At 72.2% G+C, this 17794-nt stretch carries 14 protein-coding genes; 6 read left to right on the top strand and 8 right to left on the bottom strand.

What is annotated here, in order from left to right; translation table 11 throughout:
• Positions 1-90: 90 nt before the first annotated feature.
• Together dnaE and nrdR are read left to right on the top strand one after the other, a co-directional pair.
• Positions 91-3687 (top strand): DNA polymerase III subunit alpha, encoded by a 3597-nt coding sequence (dnaE, locus tag AC3RJ9_RS06420; protein WP_489727618.1) that lies wholly within the window; start codon positions 91-93, stop codon positions 3685-3687.
• Between the two features lie 43 nt (positions 3688-3730).
• The gene (gene nrdR, locus AC3RJ9_RS06415; protein WP_002855838.1) at positions 3731-4225 is read left to right on the top strand and encodes a transcriptional regulator NrdR; all 495 of its coding nucleotides are present in this window, start codon (positions 3731-3733) and stop codon (positions 4223-4225) included.
• 158 nt (positions 4226-4383) lie between these two features.
• On the opposite strand, the gene ppgK is transcribed toward nrdR, so the two are convergent.
• A complete protein-coding gene (gene ppgK / locus AC3RJ9_RS06410) occupies positions 4384-5208 on the bottom strand; it encodes a polyphosphate--glucose phosphotransferase (protein ID WP_036339941.1) in 825 nt (274 codons plus the stop codon).
• A 21-nt stretch (positions 5209-5229) separates the two neighbouring features.
• The gene (gene map, locus AC3RJ9_RS06405) at positions 5230-6174 is read right to left on the bottom strand and encodes a type I methionyl aminopeptidase (protein ID WP_041102725.1); all 945 of its coding nucleotides are present in this window, start codon (positions 6172-6174) and stop codon (positions 5230-5232) included.
• Positions 6175-6210: 36 nt separating this feature from the next.
• On the opposite strand from map, the gene AC3RJ9_RS06400 reads away from it, so the two are divergent.
• Complete coding sequence (locus AC3RJ9_RS06400; RefSeq protein WP_036340724.1) at positions 6211-6423, top strand: SPOR domain-containing protein; 213 nt, start codon at positions 6211-6213, stop codon at positions 6421-6423.
• Between the two features lie 67 nt (positions 6424-6490).
• Here AC3RJ9_RS06400 and panB read toward each other — a convergent pair whose 3' ends face one another.
• On the bottom strand, positions 6491-7354 hold the full coding sequence (panB, locus tag AC3RJ9_RS06395; protein ID WP_036383056.1) for a 3-methyl-2-oxobutanoate hydroxymethyltransferase: 864 nt from the start codon (positions 7352-7354) through the stop codon (positions 6491-6493).
• A 36-nt stretch (positions 7355-7390) separates the two neighbouring features.
• On the opposite strand from panB, the gene glnA (AC3RJ9_RS06390) reads away from it, so the two are divergent.
• A complete protein-coding gene (gene glnA / locus AC3RJ9_RS06390) occupies positions 7391-8731 on the top strand; it encodes a type I glutamate--ammonia ligase (protein ID WP_210078875.1) in 1341 nt (446 codons plus the stop codon).
• Between the two features lie 10 nt (positions 8732-8741).
• Positions 8742-11864, top strand: a complete 3123-nt coding sequence (locus AC3RJ9_RS06385; RefSeq protein ID WP_489727617.1) for a bifunctional [glutamine synthetase] adenylyltransferase/[glutamine synthetase]-adenylyl-L-tyrosine phosphorylase — start codon at positions 8742-8744, stop codon at positions 11862-11864.
• A gap of 66 nt (positions 11865-11930) precedes the next feature.
• Here the strand turns inward: AC3RJ9_RS06385 and AC3RJ9_RS06380 are convergent, their stop codons facing one another.
• Positions 11931-12935 (bottom strand): LLM class flavin-dependent oxidoreductase, encoded by a 1005-nt coding sequence (locus AC3RJ9_RS06380; RefSeq protein WP_095694674.1) that lies wholly within the window; start codon positions 12933-12935, stop codon positions 11931-11933.
• Between the two features lie 153 nt (positions 12936-13088).
• Positions 13089-14513 (bottom strand): type I glutamate--ammonia ligase, encoded by a 1425-nt coding sequence (gene glnA, locus AC3RJ9_RS06375; RefSeq protein WP_095694673.1) that lies wholly within the window; start codon positions 14511-14513, stop codon positions 13089-13091.
• Positions 14514-14638: 125 nt separating this feature from the next.
• On the opposite strand from glnA (AC3RJ9_RS06375), the gene AC3RJ9_RS06370 reads away from it, so the two are divergent.
• Entirely contained in the window at positions 14639-15139 is a 501-nt protein-coding gene (locus tag AC3RJ9_RS06370; RefSeq protein ID WP_095694672.1) for an RDD family protein, read from the top strand.
• A gap of 71 nt (positions 15140-15210) precedes the next feature.
• On the opposite strand, the gene AC3RJ9_RS06365 is transcribed toward AC3RJ9_RS06370, so the two are convergent.
• The 3 genes from AC3RJ9_RS06365 to lipB are packed head-to-tail and all read right to left on the bottom strand — an operon-like array spanning position 15211 to position 17755.
• Positions 15211-16023, bottom strand: a complete 813-nt coding sequence (locus AC3RJ9_RS06365; RefSeq protein WP_095694671.1) for a DUF4191 domain-containing protein — start codon at positions 16021-16023, stop codon at positions 15211-15213.
• A gap of 26 nt (positions 16024-16049) precedes the next feature.
• A complete protein-coding gene (gene lipA / locus AC3RJ9_RS06360) occupies positions 16050-17057 on the bottom strand; it encodes a lipoyl synthase (RefSeq protein ID WP_002857341.1) in 1008 nt (335 codons plus the stop codon).
• Positions 17054-17755, bottom strand: coding sequence for a lipoyl(octanoyl) transferase LipB (gene lipB / locus AC3RJ9_RS06355; RefSeq protein ID WP_036314221.1), 702 nt, complete (start codon positions 17753-17755; stop codon positions 17054-17056). Before lipB ends, lipA begins: the two co-directional genes overlap by 4 nt.
• Positions 17756-17794: the final 39 nt, after the last annotated feature.

Below are 17794 nucleotides of genomic sequence, written 5' to 3'. Positions count from 1 at the left end.
GACCCCCGTCCGGGTCCGGCCCCGCCGCCCGGGCACCACGAGTAGGCTGGTGCGGCCCCGCCGTCCTCCCCGTCGAAAGGCCCACCCCGCATGACCGTGTCCGCCGACGCCCGCGCCGACGCCGTGAAGGACGGCGGCTTCGTCCACCTGCACACGCACACCGAGTACTCCATGCTCGACGGCGCCGCGAAGCTGGACGACCTGTTCGCCGAGGCCCAGCGGCTGGGCATGGACTCGCTGGCCATCACGGACCACGGCTACCTCTTCGGCGCCTACGACTTCTGGTCCAAGGCGAAGGCGGCGGGAGTCAAGCCGATCATCGGGCTCGAGGCCTACGTGGCCCCCGGGCAGCAGCACCGCACGGACAAGGAGAAGACCCGCTGGGGCGAGCCCCACCAGCGGGGGGACGACGTGTCCGGCGGCGGTGCGTACACGCACATGACGCTGCTGAGCGAGACCACCGAGGGGATGCACAACCTGTTCCGGATGGGCTCGATCGCCTCGCTGGACTCGGTGTACGCCAAGTGGCCGCGGCTGGACCGGGAGCTGCTGAGCCAGTACTCGAAGGGCCTGATCGCCACCACGGGCTGCCCCTCCGGCGAGGTGCAGACGCGCCTGCGCCTGGGCCAGTACCGGGAGGCGATGCAGGCGGCCTCGGACTTCCGGGACATCTTCGGCAAGGACAACTACTACTGCGAGATCATGCACCACGGCCTCGACATCGAGCGCCGGGTGATGACGGACCTGCGCCGGCTCGCCAAGGACCTGGGCCTGCCGTTCGTGGCCACGAACGACCTGCACTACACCCACGAGCACGACGCCAAGGCGCACGAGGCGCTGCTGGCCCTGCAGTCGGGCTCGAAGCTCAACGAGCCCAGCTACGACCAGGGCGGCTCCCGCTTCGCGTTCTCCGGCACCGAGTACTACCTGAAGTCTCCGCGGCAGATGCGCGAGCTGTTCGCGGAGCTGCCCGAGGCCTGCGACAACACGCTGCTCATCGCCGAGCGGTGCGAGGTCGAGTTCGACACGAAGGCCAACTACATGCCGGTCTTCCCCACGCCGGAGGGCGAGGACGAGACCAGCTGGCTCATCAAGGAGGTCGCCTCCGGTCTGGCCTACCGCTACCCGGACGGCGTGCCGGACCACGTGCGCAAGCAGGCGGACTACGAGCTGGACGTCATCATCTCGATGGGCTTCCCCGGGTACTTCCTCGTCGTGGCCGACTTCATCAACTGGGCGAAGGAGAACGGCATCCGGGTGGGCCCGGGCCGCGGCTCGGGCGCCGGATCGATGGTGGCGTACGCGCTGCGCATCACGGATCTGGACCCGCTCAAGCACGGGCTGATCTTCGAGCGGTTCCTCAACCCGGACCGCGTGTCCATGCCCGACTTCGACGTCGACTTCGACGACCGCCGACGCTCCGAGGTGATCGACTACGTCACCCGCAAGTACGGCGACGAGCGCGTCACCATGATCGTCACGTACGGCACCATCAAGACCAAGCAGGCCCTGAAGGACTCGGCCCGCGTGATGGACCAGCCCTTCTCGATGGGCGAGTCCCTCACCAAGGCGCTGCCGCCGGCGGTGATGGCCAAGGACATCCCGCTCAAGGACATCGAGGACCCCGCGGCCCCGCGCTACGGGGAGGCCGCGCCCTTCCGCGAGCTGGTCGCCACGGACCCGGTGGCCAAGGAGGTCTTCGAGACTGCCAAGGGCCTCGAGTGCCTGAAGCGGCAGTGGGGCGTGCACGCGGCCGGCGTGATCATGTCCTCCAAGCCCGTGATCGACGTCGTCCCGATCATGCGCCGCCTCCAGGACGGCCAGGTCATCACCCAGTTCGACTACCCGATGGCGGAGTCCCTGGGCCTGATCAAGATGGACTTCCTGGGGCTGCGCAACCTCACGATCATCTCGGATGCGATCGAGAACGTGAAGGCGAACCAGGGCGTGGACCTGGACCTGGAGACCCTCGACGTGGACGACCCGGCGGCCTACGAGCTGCTGGCCCGCGGTGACACCCTCGGCGTGTTCCAGCTCGACGGCGGGCCCATGCGCTCGCTGCTGAAGATGATGCGCCCGGACAACTTCGAGGACATCTCGGCGACCATCGCCCTGTACCGCCCCGGCCCCATGGGCGCGAACTCGCACACCAACTACGCGCTGCGCAAGAACGGGCAGCAGGAGATCACCCCGATCCACCCGGAGCTGGAGGAGCCGCTGCGGGAGATCCTGGACACCACCTACGGCCTGATCGTGTATCAGGAGCAGGTCATGGCGATCGCCCAGAAGGTGGCGGGCTACTCGCTCGGCCAGGCCGACATCCTGCGCCGTGCGATGGGCAAGAAGAAGAAGTCGGAGCTGGACAAGCAGTACGAGGCGTTCCACCAGGGGATGCTGGACCGCGGCTACTCGGAGGCCGCGGTGAAGGCCCTGTGGGACATCCTGCTGCCCTTCTCGGACTACGCGTTCAACAAGGCGCACTCGGCCGCCTACGGCCTGGTCTCCTACTGGACGGCCTACCTCAAGGCGCACTACCCGGCGGAGTACATGGCCGCGCTGCTCACCTCGGTGGGCGACGACAAGGACAAGCTGGCCATGTACCTCAACGAGTGCCGCCACATGGGCATCACCGTGCTGCCCCCGGACGTGAACGAGTCCCACCTGACCTTCACCCCCGTCGGCCGGGACATCCGCTTCGGCATGGGCGCCGTCCGCAACGTGGGCGCCAACGTGGTCAAGGGCATGGTCCAGGGGCGCGAGGAGAAGGGCTCGTACACGGGCTTCGGCGACTTCCTGGCGAAGGTGCCGCTCGTGGTGTGCAACAAGCGCACCATCGAGTCCATGATCAAGGCCGGCGCCTTCGACTCCCTCGGCTACGCCCGCCGCGCCCTGCTGGCCGTGCACGAGGAGGCCGTGGACGCCACCGTGGCGCAGAAGCGCAAGGAGGATCACGGCGAGTTCACCTTCGACCTGTTCGCGCTCGGCGGCGGCGACGAGGACGACTCCGACGCCGCGGACGGCGTCGCCGTCCCGGACCTGCCGGAGTGGGCGAAGAAGGAGAAGCTCGCGTTCGAGCGCGAGATGCTGGGCCTGTACGTGTCCGACCATCCGCTGCAGGGCCTCGACGGCGTCCTGGCCCAGCACGCCGACGTCCAGATCACCCGCGTGCTCGACGACGACGGGCCCGCCGACGGCGCGATCGTCACCATCGCGGGCCTGATCACCACGCTCGAGCGCCGCATCGCCAAGTCCTCGGGCAACGCGTACGCGCGCTGCGAGATCGAGGACCTCGGCGGCTCGATGGACGTCATGTTCTTCGGCCAGGTGTATGCGCCCATCGCGATGATGCTGGCCGAGGACCTCGTCGTCGCCGTCAAGGGCAGGGTGCAGCGCCGGGACGACGGGTCGGTGTCCCTGTCGGCGATGGAGCTGACCATCCCGGAGCTCTCGGACGGCCCCGGCGGCCCCGTGCGGATCACGCTGCCCGCGTTCAAGGCCACGGAGCAGGTCATGGGCCAGCTGGCGGACGTGCTGCGCACCCACGAGGGCTCCTCGGAGGTGCGGCTGTCCCTGGTGGGCCAGCGTGCCACGCAGGAGTTCCAGCTGGGCCCGCAGTTCCGGGTGAGCCCGAACCCGGCGCTGTTCGGGGACCTCAAGATCCTGCTGGGTCCGGCCTGCCTCGGCTGAGCGGACGTAGCATGGGAGTGCCCCGCCCAGGAGGAGAGAGCTGATGCACTGCCCGTTCTGCCGTCATGAGGACTCGCGCGTGGTGGATTCACGCTCCCTCGACGACGGCTCCGCCATCCGTCGGCGTCGGCAGTGTCAGGCCTGCGGGAAGCGGTTCACCACCATGGAGACCACCGCCCTGACCGTCGTCAAGCGCTCCGGGGTGGCGGAGCCGTTCGACCGCTCCAAGGTGATCAACGGCGTCCGGAAGGCGTGCCAGGGGCGGCCGGTGACGAGCGACGACCTGGCCATGCTCGCCCAGGAGGTCGAGGAGACGGTCCGTGCCACGGGCAACGCCGAGGTGGACGCCCACGACGTCGGCCTGGCCATCCTCGATCCGCTGCGCCGTCTCGACCAGGTGGCCTTCCTGCGCTTCGCCTCCGTCTACCGGGACTTCGAGTCCCTCGACGACTTCGAGGAGGCCATCGCCGAGCTCCGGGCCGGTGACGGGGACGACCGCGGCCGTCCCGCCGTGCAGCCGCGGCTGTTCACCCGCTGACCTGGGCCGATGCGACGGCGCGGCCGGGATCGACGCTGCAGTGGTGCGCACGGCCTCCAGGCGCTACAGTGATCCCCGGGTCGACCTCGGTCGGCCCGGCAAGACTGCCGAGGGCGGTTCCGGAGGGGAAGCCGGAACCGCCCTCGGTGTCTGCGCCCTCAGTTGCCGTCGGCGAGCGAGCCGTGCGCGGCCAGGGCGGCGCCCACGATGCCCGCGTTGTTCTGCAGCTGGGCCGGGACGATCGGGGTGCGCAGGCGCAGCAGCGGCAGGTAGTCGTCCGGCCGCTTGGAGATGCCGCCGCCGACGATGAACAGGTCGGGCGAGAAGATCCGCTCCACGTGGGAGAAGAAGCGCTGCAGTCGCTCGGCGTACTCGGCCCAGCTGAGCTGATCGCGCTCCCGGGCCTTCGCGGAGGCCCGCGACTCGGCCATCACGCCGTCGAGCTCCAGGGAGCCGACCTCGAAGTTCGGGACGAGCACGCCGTCGTGGATCATCGCGCCGCCGATGCCGGTGCCGAGGGTGATCACGTGCACCAGGCCGCGCACGCCCCGCCCGGCCCCGTAGCGGGCCTCCGCGAGGCCGGCCGCGTCGGCGTCGTTGACCACGGTCACGGGGCGGCGCAGGTGCTCCTCGAACCTGCCGCGCAGGTCCGTGCCGATCCACGAGTGGTCGATGTTGTTCGCGGACAGGCACACCCCGTCCTTGACGATCGAGGGGAAGCACACACCCAGCGGGGCGGAGGGCTTCGGCGCCTTCTCGCGCCCGTCGAGCTCGGCGGTGATGGCCGCCAGGGTCGCCGCCACGGGCTCGGGCATGGCCGGCTGCGGCGTGGGGATGCGGAAGCGGTCCCCGCGCAGGGTGCCCGCCTTCGGCCCCGACCCGAGGCGGACCAGGCCGCCCTTCATGCCGGTCCCCCCGACGTCGATGCCGATCGTCGTGGGGTATTTGGAGGAGCGCTGGGCGGTGCTGGTGTGCGTCGTCACGGCCCCCAGCTTAGTGCCGGGTCACGGCAGCGTGAGAATCTCCGCGCCGTCGTCCGTGACCACGATCGTGTGCTCGAACTGCGCGGTGCGACGGCGGTCGCGGGTCACCACGGTCCAGCCGTCGTCCCACTGGTCCCACTCGATCGTGCCGAGGGTGAGCATCGGCTCGATGGTGAACACCATGCCGCGCACGAGCAGGCGGTCGTGGGCCGGGGCCGCGTCGTAGTGGGGGATCACGAGGCCGGAGTGGAAGTCCACGCCCACGCCGTGGCCGATGAAGTCGCGCACCACGCCGTAGCCGAAGCGCTTGGCGTAGGACTCGATGGCGCGGCCGATCACGTTGACCTGACGGCCGGGCTTCACGGCGCGGATGCCGCGGCGCAGGGCCTCCTCGGTGCGCTCGACGAGCAGCCGGGACTCCTCGTCCACGTCGCCGACCAGGTAGGTGCGGTTGTGGTCCCCGTGGACGCCGTCCAGGTACGCGGTGATGTCCAGGTTGACGATGTCCCCGTCCTCCAGGACGGTGCCGTCCGGGATGCCGTGGCAGATGACCTCGTTGATCGAGGTGCAGATGGACCGCGGGAAGCCGCGGTAGCCCAGGCAGGACGGGTAGGCGCCGCGCTCCACGAGGAAGGCGTGCGCGATCCGGTCCAGCTCGTCCGTGGTGACGCCCGGGCGGATGTGGGCGGCGGTGTGCTCCATGGCCTGCGCGGCCAGGCGGCCGGCGGCGCGGATCCGCTCGATGCCGGCGGCGTCGTAGACGTCCGAGGCGTTGCCCTCGTCCGGGGTGGCCTTGCCGACGTACTCGGGGCGCGGGATCGCGGCCGGCACGGGCGGGGCGGGGGACGGGGCCCCGGGCGTCAGAGTGCCGACGGGGGCGAGCGACCCGGGCTCCGGTGCGGTGGGGCCCGCGGGGCGGGGACCGTTGTGGCTGGACGGGACGGCGGGGTTCTGACGCTGGGACATGTCCTCCAGCCTATCGGCCCGGCTATTGTGGCCCCCATGACCGAGACGAGCGAGTTCTGGTACAACGTCAACACGCATCAGGTGGAGGTGGGCGCCCAGTCGGACTGGTCCCAGCTGCTGGGCCCGTTCGGCACCCGTGAGGAGGCCCAGGCCGCGATGGACCGCGTGCGGGCGAACAACGAGGCCGCCGACGCGGAGGACGCGCGCGACGACGACTGGGACAGCCGTCCCGTCGACGACGCCTCCTGACCGCGGCGCCGGACGACACCGGGCCCCCGTCCCTCGGACGGGGGCCCGGTCGTCGCACGGGGCGGGTTCAGCCCTCGAAGCCGTGCTCCGGGGCCGGGAACGCGCCGTCGAGCACGTCCGCGCGATAGGCCCGGACCGCGTCGCCCACGACCTCGTGCAGGCGGGCGTACTGACGGACGAACCGGGGCACCCGTCCCTCGCGCAGGCCGAGCATGTCCTGCCACACGAGCACCTGGCCCGTGGTGCCCGGGCCCGCGCCGATGCCCACGGTGGGCACCCGCAGCGCGGCGTCGACGGCGGCGGCGACGTCCGAGGGGACCATCTCCATCAGGACGGCGAACGCCCCCGCGGCCTCGAGGGCCCGGGCCGACGCCGTCATCCGCTCGGCCGCCCCCGCGCCGCGGCCCTGCACCCGGTAGCCGCCGAGCACGTGCTCGGACTGCGGGGTGAAGCCGATGTGGGCCATGACCGCGACGCCGGCTGCCGTCATCGCGGCCACGTGCTCGGCGAAGCGCTCGTCGCCCTCCACCTTGACGGCGTGCGCGCCGGACTCCTTCACGAGGCGCACGGCCGATTCGACGGCCTGCCGCGGGGAGGCCTCGTACGAGCCGAAGGGCAGGTCCGCGACCACGAGGGCACGCTCGGCACCGCGCACCACGGCCTGGGTGAACAGGATCATCTGGTCCAGGGTGACCGGCAGGGTGGTGGGATGGCCCAGCACGGTGTTGCCCACCGAGTCGCCCACGAGCAGCACCTCGACGCCGGCCTCGTCGAACAGGGCCGCCGTCATCGCGTCGTAGGTGGTGAGCATCGCGAAGCGCCGGCCCTCGTCCTTGGCCCGCTGCAGGTGGACCGTCCGGTACCGGGACGGGGCGGGCGGCCCGTAGGGGGCGGTGTCGTCAGGCTGCCGGGGGGACTGGGGAGCAGACATGGGCCGGAGTCTACGCGGCGCGTCTAGAGTGGCGGCATGGATCGACAGCAGGACTACGTGCTCCGCACCATCGAGGACCGGGACGTCAGGTTCGTCAGGCTCTGGTTCACGGACGTGATCGGTACGCTGAAGTCGGTGGCCCTGTCTCCGGCCGAGGTGGAGAACGCCTTCACGGAGGGCCTGGGCTTCGACGGCTCCTCGATCGACGGATACACCCGCATCTCCGAGTCGGACATGCTGCTGCAGCCCGATCCCTCGACCTTCCAGATCCTGCCCTGGCGCGGCGACCAGGGACAGAGCTCCCGGATGTTCTGCGACGTGCTCACCCCGGACGGCCGGCCCGCCCCCGCCGACCCGCGGCACGTGCTGCGCCGCGTGCTGGACCGGGCCGCGGACCAGGGCTTCACGTGCTTCACCCACCCGGAGATCGAGTTCTACCTCCTGCAGTCGGACCAGCCCGGCCCGGACGGGGAGCCGGTGCCCGTGGACCGCGCGGGCTACTTCGACAACGTGCCCGGCTCCGACGCGGCCGACTTCCGCCGCGACGCCGTCAGCCTCCTCGAGGGCATGGGCATCTCCGTCGAGTTCAGCCACCACGAGAACGGCCCCGGCCAGAACGAGATCGACCTGCGCGCGGCGGACGCGCTCACGACGGCGGACAACGTGATGACGTTCCGGACCGTCGTCAAGGAGGTCGCCGCCGCCCAGGGCACCTACGCCACGTTCATGCCCAAGCCGTTCTCCCACCACCCGGGCTCCGGCATGCACACCCACTTCTCCCTCTTCGAGGGCGACGCGAACGCGTTCTACGACCCCACGGACGAGTTCCGGCTCTCCGTCACGGGCCGCCGGTTCATCGCGGGCCTGCTGCGCCACTCCGTGGAGATCACCGCGGTGACCCACCAGTTCGTCAACTCCTACAAGCGTCTCTGGGGCGGGGGAGAGGCCCCGTCGTACACCTCGTGGGGGCACAACAACCGTTCCGCCCTCGTGCGCGTTCCCCTGTACAAGCCGGACAAGGCCGGCTCGGCCCGCATCGAGTACCGCGGCATCGACGCCTCGGCCAACCCGTACCTCGCCTACGCCCTGCTGATCGCGGCCGGACTCAAGGGCATCGAGGAGGGCTACGAGGTGCCCGAGGCCGCCGCCGAGGACATCAGCGCGTTGACCACCCACGAGCGGCGCGTGCTCGGCCATGTCCCCCTGCCCGGCACCCTGCACGACGCCCTGCGCGCCGCCGAGGAGTCCGAGTTCGTGGCATCCGTGCTGGGCGAGCACGTCTTCGACGCCCTGCTGCGCAACAAGCGCCAGGAATGGGACGACTACCGGGTGGAGGTCACGCCGTACGAGCTGCGGCGCTACCTCTCCGGCCTCTGAGGCGCCGGCCGTGTCCGCCCTGCCCGACGCGGCGACCGCCGACGCCCCGGACCGCCGCACCCTCGCGCACGCCGGCGTCGCCGACGCCGGCCGCGTGCAGACGCTGCTCACCTCGCCCGAGTTCGAGGGCGTGGACGTGCGTCCCCTCGTCGAGCTCCTCGGCCACGCCGCCGATCCCGACCGGGCCCTGCTGCTGTGGGTGCGCCTGGCCGAGCGCGAGCCCCGCGTCCACCACGCCCTCCGGGACCCCGAGACGACGGCCCGCCTGCTGCGGCTGCTCGGCGCCTCCGAGGCCCTCGGCGAGTTCCTCATCCGCCGTCCCGAGCAACTGGACCTCGTCCTCGACCCGGACGCGGCCGCCGCCACCGCGCCCGCCCTCGCCCAGCCCGACCCGACCGCCGGCGAGCCCTGGGGTGATGCGTCCGCCGCCCTGCGCCGCCTGCTCCTGGACTCGGTGGGCGCCGACCCGGACGCCGACCGCCCCCTCGCGGCCGTCACCGGCAAGGACGCCGCCGTCGCCTTGCGCCGCGCCTACCGCCGCCAGCTGGCCGCGATCGCCCTGCGCGACCTCGACTCCGCCGAGCCCACGGCGGCCATGCCCTCGGTGGGCCGCTGGCTCGCGGACCTGGCCGGCGCCACCGTGGACGCGGCGCTCGCCGTCTCACGGGCCGTCCTCACCGAGCGGGAGGGCCCCGTGGTGGACCGCGTGGACCTCGCCGTGATCGGCATGGGCAAGTGCGGCGCCGGCGAACTCAACTACGTCTCAGACGTGGACGTCGTGTTCGCCCACGCCGTCCGCGAGGCCGCGGACGGCGCGGACCCCGACGCCGAGGTCCCGGACGGGCCGCGCGCCGCCGCGCTCGCGGCCGAGCTGGCCGCGGGCATCGGCCGCGTGATCCAGGGCGCGGCCCCCGAGCCGGGACTGTGGGAAGTCGACGCCAACCTGCGTCCCGAGGGCAAGGACGGCGCCCTGAGCCGCACCGTGGAGTCCCACGCCGAGTACTACCGCCGCTGGGCCCACGGCTGGGAGTTCCAGGCCCTGCTCAAGGCCCGCCCCATCGCGGGCTCGCCACAGCTCGGCGAGCGCTACATCGCGGAGATCTGGCCCCGGGTGTGGGAGTCCTCCGCGCGCGACGGGTTCGTCGAGTCCGTCCGGGCCATGCGCGCCCGGGTCCTGGACACCCTCGCCCCCGCGGAGCGCGAGCGGGAGATCAAGCTCGGGCCCGGCGGCCTGCGCGACGTCGAGTTCACGGCCCAGCTGCTCCAGCTCGTGCACGGCCGTGCGGACGAGTCGCTGCGGGTGCGCGGCACGCTCGACGCGGTGCGGGCGCTGCACGCCGCCTCCTACGTCACCACGCGAGACGCGCGGGCGTTCGACGAGCACTACCGGTGGCTGCGCACCCTCGAGCACCGCATCCAGCTCGTGCACCTGCGGCGCACCCACCTGATGCCGGTCAAGGAAGAGGCCCGCCGCGTCGTCGCCCGGTCGATGCGCGGCGCCGCCGACCGGGGCCCCGCCACCGGCGAGGACCTCCAGGCCGAGTTCACGCGCGTGCGCCGCGCCGTGCGCGGTCTCCACGAGACCGTGTTCTACCGGCCGCTGCTGTCGACGACGGCCGCCCTGTCCGCCGAGGACGTGCGGCTGTCCGCGGAGGCCGTCCGCGACCGCCTGGCGGCGCTGGGCTACCGCGACCCGCAGGGCGCCCTGCGGCACATCGAGGCCCTCACGCAGGGCGTCTCGCGCCGGGCCGCGGTCCAGCGGCAGCTGCTGCCGGCCATGCTCGGGTGGTTCGCGCGGGGCGCCGACCCCGACGGCGGCCTGCTCGCCTTCCGCCGGCTCTCCGAGTCGCTCGGCGGCACGGCCTGGTATCTGCGGATGCTCCGCGACTCCTCGGACGCCGCCCGGCGGCTGTGCCTGGTCCTGTCCGGCTCCCGGTTCGTGGGGGACCTGCTCGAGCACTCGCCCGAGGCCGTGGCCTGGGTGGGGGACGACCGGGAGCTCGACCCCCGGGGCGCCATACAGCTCTGGCGCCAGGTCGACGCGCGGCTCGACCGCCGCGTGGCCGCGCAGGAGGCCCCGGCCGCCGTCCGCCACGTGCGGCAGGTGCGCCGCAGCGAGACCCTGCGCGTGGCCCTGGCGGACATCTCGGGGCTGCTGGACCTCGAGGCCGTCACCGGGGCCCTGTCGGACATCGACCAGATCACCGTCGTCGGCGCCCTGCGCGTGGCCTCGCGCGCCGTCGTCGGGGACGCCGACCCGCTCACCGACGTGCTCGTGGTGGCCATGGGCCGCCAGGGCGGCCGGGAGATCACCTACGGCTCGGACCTCGACGCCCTGTTCGTGCACCGGCCACGCCCCGGCGTCGACGAGGGGCGGGCGCGCGAGCAGGCCGAGGAGGTCGTGCGGACGCTGATGTCCCTGCTGCACCGCCCCGCGACCCCGCCGCTGCCCGGCGAGCGGCCGCTCGAGGTGGACGCCGACCTGCGCCCCGAGGGGCGCCAGGGGCCGCTCGTGCGCACCCTGGACTCGTACCGGGAGTACTACGGGCGCTGGGCGGAGATGTGGGAGCGTCAGGCGCTGCTGCGCGCCCGGCCCCTGGCCGGCGACGACGACCTGGCCACCGACTTCCGGCGGTGGGCCGACGGGGTCCGCTACGCCGGGGACCTGACCACCGCGGACGCGCGGGAGATCCGGCGCATCAAGGCCCGTGTGGAGGCCGAGCGCCTGCCCCGCGGCGCGGACCCCTCCCGGCACGTCAAGCTCGGCCGCGGCGGGCTCTCGGACGTGGAGTGGCTGGTGCAGTCCCTGCAGCTGCGCCACGCGGGAGAGGTCGAGGACCTGCGGGTCACCGGCACGCTGCCGGCCCTGCGGGCGATCGCCCGGCACGGGCTGCTGCCCGAGGCCGAGGTCGCCGTGCTGGAGGAGGCGTGGCTGCTGGCCACCCGGATCCGCGCCGCCCTGCTGCTGTGGACGGGCAAGGTCTCGGACGTGCTGCCCACGAACATGCGCGACCTCGAGGCCGTGGCCCGCCTCAGCGGGGTGGGCACGGCCGGCGGGGAGCTCGAGGAGCGCTACCTGCGGGTGACCCGCCTGGCCCGTCAGGTGTTCGAGACCCGGTTCTACGGGCTCTGAACGACGCCGGCCCGCCACCTCGACGGGGTGGCGGGCCGGCCGTGCTCCGGTGTCGCGAGCGCCGGCTCAGGCGCGCACGACGTGCTCCCCGAGCAGCTCCAGGGTGCGGCGCCGCACGGCGGGGTCCTGCGCGGCCGTGGTCACGATCAGCTCGTCCGCCTGGACCCGCGCCGCGAAGTCGTGCAGCCACGCCGCCGTCGTCGGGCCGGTGCCCACGGCCGTGCACTCGAGCATCCCGAGCACCTGCTGACCGGCGGGGGAGTGCAGCAGCATCTCGACCTCGTCGTCGGTGAGGGTGCGGCCCCGGCCGAGCATCATCCGGATGCGCGCCCGCTGCGCGGCCTGCCACTCCCGCTCGGCCACCTCCTCGGTGTCCGCGGCGATCACGTTGGCCGCCGCGATGAAGTGCGGCTCCGCGAGGGCCTCGGAGGGCTCGAAGTGCTCCCGGTACAGGCGCGCCGCATGCTCGAGCATCTGCGGTGCGAAGTGGCTCGCGAACGCGTAGCCCAGGCCGAGCTGCGCGGCCAGCTGGGCGCCGAACGCCGAGGAGCCGAGGATGTACAGCGGCACGTTGGTGCCCTTGCCGGGGTAGGCGTCGATGCCGGGGATCAGGCTCTGGCCGGTGAGGTAGCCCTGCAGCTCGAGCACGTCCTGCGGGAAGCGCTCGGCCGCCGACGGATCCCGGCGCAGCGCCTGCAGCGTCCGCTGGTCGGTGCCGGGGGCGCGACCCAGGCCCAGGTCGATGCGGCCGGGGTGCAGCTCGGCCAGGGTGCCGAACTGCTCGGCGATCACCAGCGGCGAGTGGTTGGGCAGCATGACGCCGCCGGAGCCGAGGCGGATCGAGTCGGTGTGCGCGGCCACGTGCGCGATGAGTACGGCCGTGGCGGAGGAGGCGATGGAGGGCATGTTGTGGTGCTCCGCGTACCAGACGCGCCGGAAGCCGGCGGCCTCGGCGACGCGGGCCTGCTCCACGGATTCGGCGAAGGCTTCGCCCATCGGGGCGCCGTCGCGGACGAGGGCGAGGTCCAGCAGGGACAGCGGCAGGGGGGTGGGGGCGGTGTGCTCGGTCATGGTGCTCCTGGTCTGCGGGCCGCCCGGCCGGGCGGAGGTCTCCACAGATCCAGCGCCCACCGGCCCCGGACTATTCCGCGGCCGGGCACGACGACGGCCGCCCGCCTCCGGCGTGGGAGACGAACGGCCGTCGTCGGGGCCGCGGCGGGCGGATCAGACCGAGTAGTACAGCTCGAACTCGTAGGGGTTCGGGCGCAGGGCCAGCGGGGCGATCTCCATCTCGCGCTTGTACGCGATCCAGGTCTCGATCAGCTCTTCGGTGAACACGTCGCCGGCCAGGAGGAACTCGTGGTCCTCCTCGAGGGCGTTCAGGGCCTCGTCCAGGGTGGCGGGTGCCTTCTGGATGTCGGCGGCCTCCTCCGCCGGCAGCTCGTAGAGGTCCTTGTCGATCGGCTCGGCCGGCTCGATGCGGTTGCGGATGCCGTCCAGGCCGGCCATCAGCTGCGCGGCGAACGCGAGGTACGGGTTGCCCGAGGCGTCCGGGGCGCGGAACTCGATGCGCTTGGCCTTCGGGTTGGAGCCGGTGATCGGGATGCGGATGCCCGCCGAGCGGTTGCCCTGCGAGTAAACCATGTTCACGGGGGCCTCGAAGCCCGGCACCAGGCGGCGGTAGGAGTTCACCGTGGGGTTGGTGAAGGCCAGGACCGCGGAGGCGTGCTTCAGCAGGCCGCCGATGTACCAGCGGGCGGTGTCCGAGAGGTTCGCGTAGCCCTTCTCGTCGAAGAACAGCGGCTCGCCGCCGTTCCACAGGGACTGGTGGCAGTGCATGCCGGAGCCGTTGTCGCCGAAGACGGGCTTGGGCATGAAGGTCGCGGACTTGCCGAACATGTTGGCGACGTTCTTGACGACGTACTTGAACTTCTGCAGGTCGTCCGCCGAGTGGGTCAGCGTGTTGAAGCGGTAGTTGATCTCGGCCTGGCCGGGCGCGCCCACCTCGTGGTGCGAGCGCTCCACGGTGAGCCCGACCTCGGCGAGGACGGCGCAGATCTCGTCGCGCAGGTCGGCCTGCTTGTCCGTGGGGGAGACGGGGAAGTAGCCGCCCTTGAGGCCGGTCTTGTGGCTCAGGTTGCCGCCCTCGTCCTCGCGGGAGGCGTTCCACCAGGCCTCGTCCGAGTCCACGGCGTAGAACGAGCCGCGGGGGGAGGACTCGTAGCGGACGTCCTCGAAGATGAAGAACTCGGCCTCGGGGGCGAAGAACGCCGTGTCGGCGATGCCGGAGGAGCTCAGGTAGGCCTCCGCGCGCTGGGCCACGCCGCGCGGGTCGCGCAGGTAGGGCTCGCCGGTGCGGGGGTTCACGATGGAGAAGTTCATCGTGAGGGTCTTGCGGACCCGGAAGGGGTCCACGAAGGCCGTCGCGACGTCCGGGATGAGCTGCATGTCGGACTCGGCGATGCCGGCGAAGCCCCGGATGGAGGAGCCGTCGAAGAGCTGGCCGGTGACGAAGAAGTCTTCGTCGACACTCGAGGCGGGCACGTTGAAGTGGTGCTGCAGCCCGGGGAGGTCGGTGAAGCGGACGTCGACGAACTCGACCCCCTCTTCCCTGATGTACGTGAGGACTTCCTGGGGGGAGGTGAACATGGTTCGCTCCTGGCCTTCCTGTGTGTGGCGGCGACGCCTGCGACGGCGGACGCCTCTATACTACGCGCCCGGCGTGGCCCCGCCAGACCGGCGCGCGTGCCGTGGTCGCGCACTACGCTGGTGGGGTGGCACGCAGAGCACCCGACCCCCAGGACCGCACCGAGACGACCGGCCGAGCGGAGCCGCTGATCACGCGCCGCGATCTGGCCGGCTGGGTGGACGGTCCCGGCGGGGGGCGCGCCGGCGGCCGCTGGCCGGGGGACCTGCTCGGCCTGCCGGAGCGCGGTCCGGCCTCCATGGCGACGGCGGCCCGCCGCATGGGCGCCCTCGTCCTCGACTGGTTCATCGCCCTGGGCATCTCGTGGCTGGCCTTCGACGGCGACGCGATCGCCACCCTCCTCGTGTTCGCCGCGATGCACGTGATCGGTCTCACCCTGCTGGCCACCACGGTGGGCAAGGCCGTGTGCCGCATCCAGGTCGTCCGCGTCGGCGGCCGCCCGGCCGGCCTGCTCCGGATCCTGCTGCGCACGGCCCTGCTGTGCCTCGTGCTGCCGGCCGTCGTCGTCGGGCCGGACGGGCGCGGCATGCACGACAAGCTCGCGGACACCGTCGAGATCCGCATGTGACCGTCCCGCCCGCACACGACAGGGGCGCCCCGCCGTGCGTCGGCGGGGCGCCCCTGTCGTCTGCGGGCGGTTCAGCGGCCGCGCATCGCGCGGCGGCTCGGGCGCACCTTGTTCGGGTCGACGCCCTTGGGGATGGGCAGCCGGTTGGTGTTGAGCGCGGTCAGACGCTTGTCCACGGCCTGGACCTCCTGCGCCGTGAGGGCCTTCTTCATGCCCTTGAGCGTGCCGGGCAGCTCGTGCAGCGGGACCTGGCCCTGGCCGTTGCCGGACTCCACCACGGTGACGGGCACGCCGGGCAGGAAGCGGCGCATGGCCTTCTCCTCCTTGACCACCAGCGCGGCGACGCGGGGGGAGGGGCCCTCCGTCACCAGCACGACGCCCGGCCGGCCCACGGCGCGGTAGACGAGGTCCTGGGTCTTCGGGTTCACGGCGGCCGGCTGCTCGGACACGATCCAGCCGCGGCCCAGCGTGGAGAGCGCGGCGCCGGCGGCGCCGGGGCGGCCCTCGAGCTGGGCGAACCCGGCGCGGCGCGCCTTCCGGTTCAGGATGACGACGGCGGCGAGCACACCGAACGGGATCGCGATGAGCAGCCACGTGATCCAGTTGTCCAGGAGGAAGCCGATGACGAGGCCGACGACCAGGGCGCCCAGGAAGGCCAGCAGCATCCACAGTCCGACCTTGGGGTCGTGCGCCTTGGTCATGGCGTAGGCCTGCTTGAGCTGGGAGATCACGCCCGGGCCCTTCGTGGCGCGCTTGTCCCGGCGCTGGGCCTTCGCCTGCTCCTTCTCGCGGAGGCGACGCTCGCGCTGCATGGCCTTGACCTCCTTGAGCGTGGCGGAGGTGGAGCCGGAGGAGGACGCGGGGGGCTGGCTGTTCTTCGTCATGACGGGGTCCAGTCTAGTCGGGCGGCTCAGGACATCTGGGCGACGACGGCGGAGGCCTCCTGGCGGGCGGTCTTCTCCCCGGCCAGGTGCGCCAGGTTCTCCGGCAGGGTCCGGCCGAGGCGCTGCATGGCCTGCGCGTAGAGCTTGCCCGCGCGGTACGACGAGCGCACCAGCGGGCCCGCCATGACGCCCTGGAAGCCGATCTCCTCGGCGCGCTGGGACCACTGGACGAACTCCTGCGGCTTCACCCAGCGGTCGATGGGGTGGTGCAGCTTCGAGGGCCGCACGTACTGCGTGATGGTGATGATGTCGCAGCCGGCCTCGTGCAGGTCCACCAGGGCCTGGTCGATCTCGTGGTCCTCCTCGCCCATGCCCAGGATGAGGTTGGACTTGGTGACGAGCCCGTCGGCCTTGGCCATCGTGAGCACCTTGAGGGACTTCTCGTATGTGAAGGCCGGGCGGATGCGCTTGAAGATGCGCGGCACCGTCTCCAGGTTGTGCGCGAACACCTCGGGCCGCGCGTCGAACACCTGCTGGACGAGCTCCGGCACCGCGCCGAAGTCCGGCGGCAGGATCTCGACGCCGGTCCCCGGGTTGAGCGCGTGGATGCGGCGGATGGTCTCCGCGTAGAGCCACGCCGCGCCGTCCTTCTGGTCGTCACGGGCCACGCCCGTGACGGTGGCGTACCGCAGGTCCATCTCGCGGATGTTCTCGGCGACCTTCTGCGGCTCCTCCATGTCCAGGGGACGCGGCTTGCCGGAGGTGATGTCGCAGAAGTCGCACCGGCGGGTGCAGATGTCGCCGCCGATGAGGAACGTGGCCTCGCGGTCCTCCCAGCACTCGAAGATGTTGGGGCAGCCGGCCTCCTCGCACACGGTGTGCAGGCCGGCGGACTTGACCTTGTTCTTCAGGCCGATGTACTCGGGGCCCATGTGGACCTTGGCCTTGATCCACTCGGGCTTGCGCTCGACGGGCACCTCGGCGTTGCGCGCCTCCACGCGCAGCAGGCGGCGTCCTTCGGGGGCGAGGCTCATGCGGGGATTCCTTCCGTGGGGGTGACGGCGATGTACGCAGGCCCGAGCTCGTCCAGATGACGGGTGAGCACCGGGACGACGTCGGCCGGCGTGATGGTCCGGCCCGTCTCGACCGACAGGGTGGTGGTGGCGGCGTCCGTGATGCCGCACGCGATGATCCCCTCGTAGGGGGCCAGGGAGTTGGAGCAGTTCAGCGCGAAGCCGTGCATGGAGACGCCGTCGTGGATGGACAGGCCGATGGCGCCGACCTTGCGGTCCGGGCGGGCCGTGCCGTCGTCGTCCCGGTCCGCGAGGACCCAGATGCCTGCCCGCCCGTCCACGCGGACGGCCGTGACGCCGAACTCGGCGGCGGTGCGGATCAGCAGCTCCTCGAGGAACCAGACGTAGTCCTTGACGTGGGCACGGTCGCGCAGCCGGACCACGGGGTAGCCGACCAGCTGGCCCGGCCCGTGCCATGTGATCTTGCCGCCGCGGTCCACGTCCACGACGGGGGCGCCGTCCGTGGGGCGCTCGGCGTCCTCGGTGCGACGACCGGCCGTGTAGACGGCTTCGTGCTCCAGGAGGAGGAATTCGCCGTCGGAGCGGCCGGCGACGACGTCCGCGTGCAGGGCGCGCTGGGCGTCCCAGGCGGCGTGGTAGTCCACCAGGTCGGGCGCCAGGCCGAGCACGCGCAGGGGCGGCAGGGGTGTCTCGGGCATGACGTCCACTGTAGTCCTCGGGCCCGGACCTGTGGACAA

The organism is Micrococcus sp. 63XJN7_6_ISO-PGPR-S23-444, from assembly GCF_058072765.1.
This window is presented reverse-complemented; position numbering and strand designations above follow the sequence as displayed.

What these genes read in the sequence shown, in the direction of transcription:
- panB (WP_036383056.1), bottom strand. Translation starts at nt 7,354, where the DNA reads ATGTCTGCTCCCCAGTCCCCCCGGCAGCCTGACGACACCGCCCCCTAC.
- dnaE (WP_489727618.1), top strand. Translation starts at nt 91, where the DNA reads ATGACCGTGTCCGCCGACGCCCGCGCCGACGCCGTGAAGGACGGCGGC.
- nrdR (WP_002855838.1), top strand. Translation starts at nt 3,731, where the DNA reads ATGCACTGCCCGTTCTGCCGTCATGAGGACTCGCGCGTGGTGGATTCA.
- glnA (WP_210078875.1), top strand. Translation starts at nt 7,391, where the DNA reads ATGGATCGACAGCAGGACTACGTGCTCCGCACCATCGAGGACCGGGAC.
- AC3RJ9_RS06365 (WP_095694671.1), bottom strand. Translation starts at nt 16,023, where the DNA reads ATGACGAAGAACAGCCAGCCCCCCGCGTCCTCCTCCGGCTCCACCTCC.
- map (WP_041102725.1), bottom strand. Translation starts at nt 6,174, where the DNA reads ATGTCCCAGCGTCAGAACCCCGCCGTCCCGTCCAGCCACAACGGTCCC.
- AC3RJ9_RS06400 (WP_036340724.1), top strand. Translation starts at nt 6,211, where the DNA reads ATGACCGAGACGAGCGAGTTCTGGTACAACGTCAACACGCATCAGGTG.
- lipB (WP_036314221.1), bottom strand. Translation starts at nt 17,755, where the DNA reads ATGCCCGAGACACCCCTGCCGCCCCTGCGCGTGCTCGGCCTGGCGCCC.
- lipA (WP_002857341.1), bottom strand. Translation starts at nt 17,057, where the DNA reads ATGAGCCTCGCCCCCGAAGGACGCCGCCTGCTGCGCGTGGAGGCGCGC.
- AC3RJ9_RS06380 (WP_095694674.1), bottom strand. Translation starts at nt 12,935, where the DNA reads ATGACCGAGCACACCGCCCCCACCCCCCTGCCGCTGTCCCTGCTGGAC.
- glnA (WP_095694673.1), bottom strand. Translation starts at nt 14,513, where the DNA reads ATGTTCACCTCCCCCCAGGAAGTCCTCACGTACATCAGGGAAGAGGGG.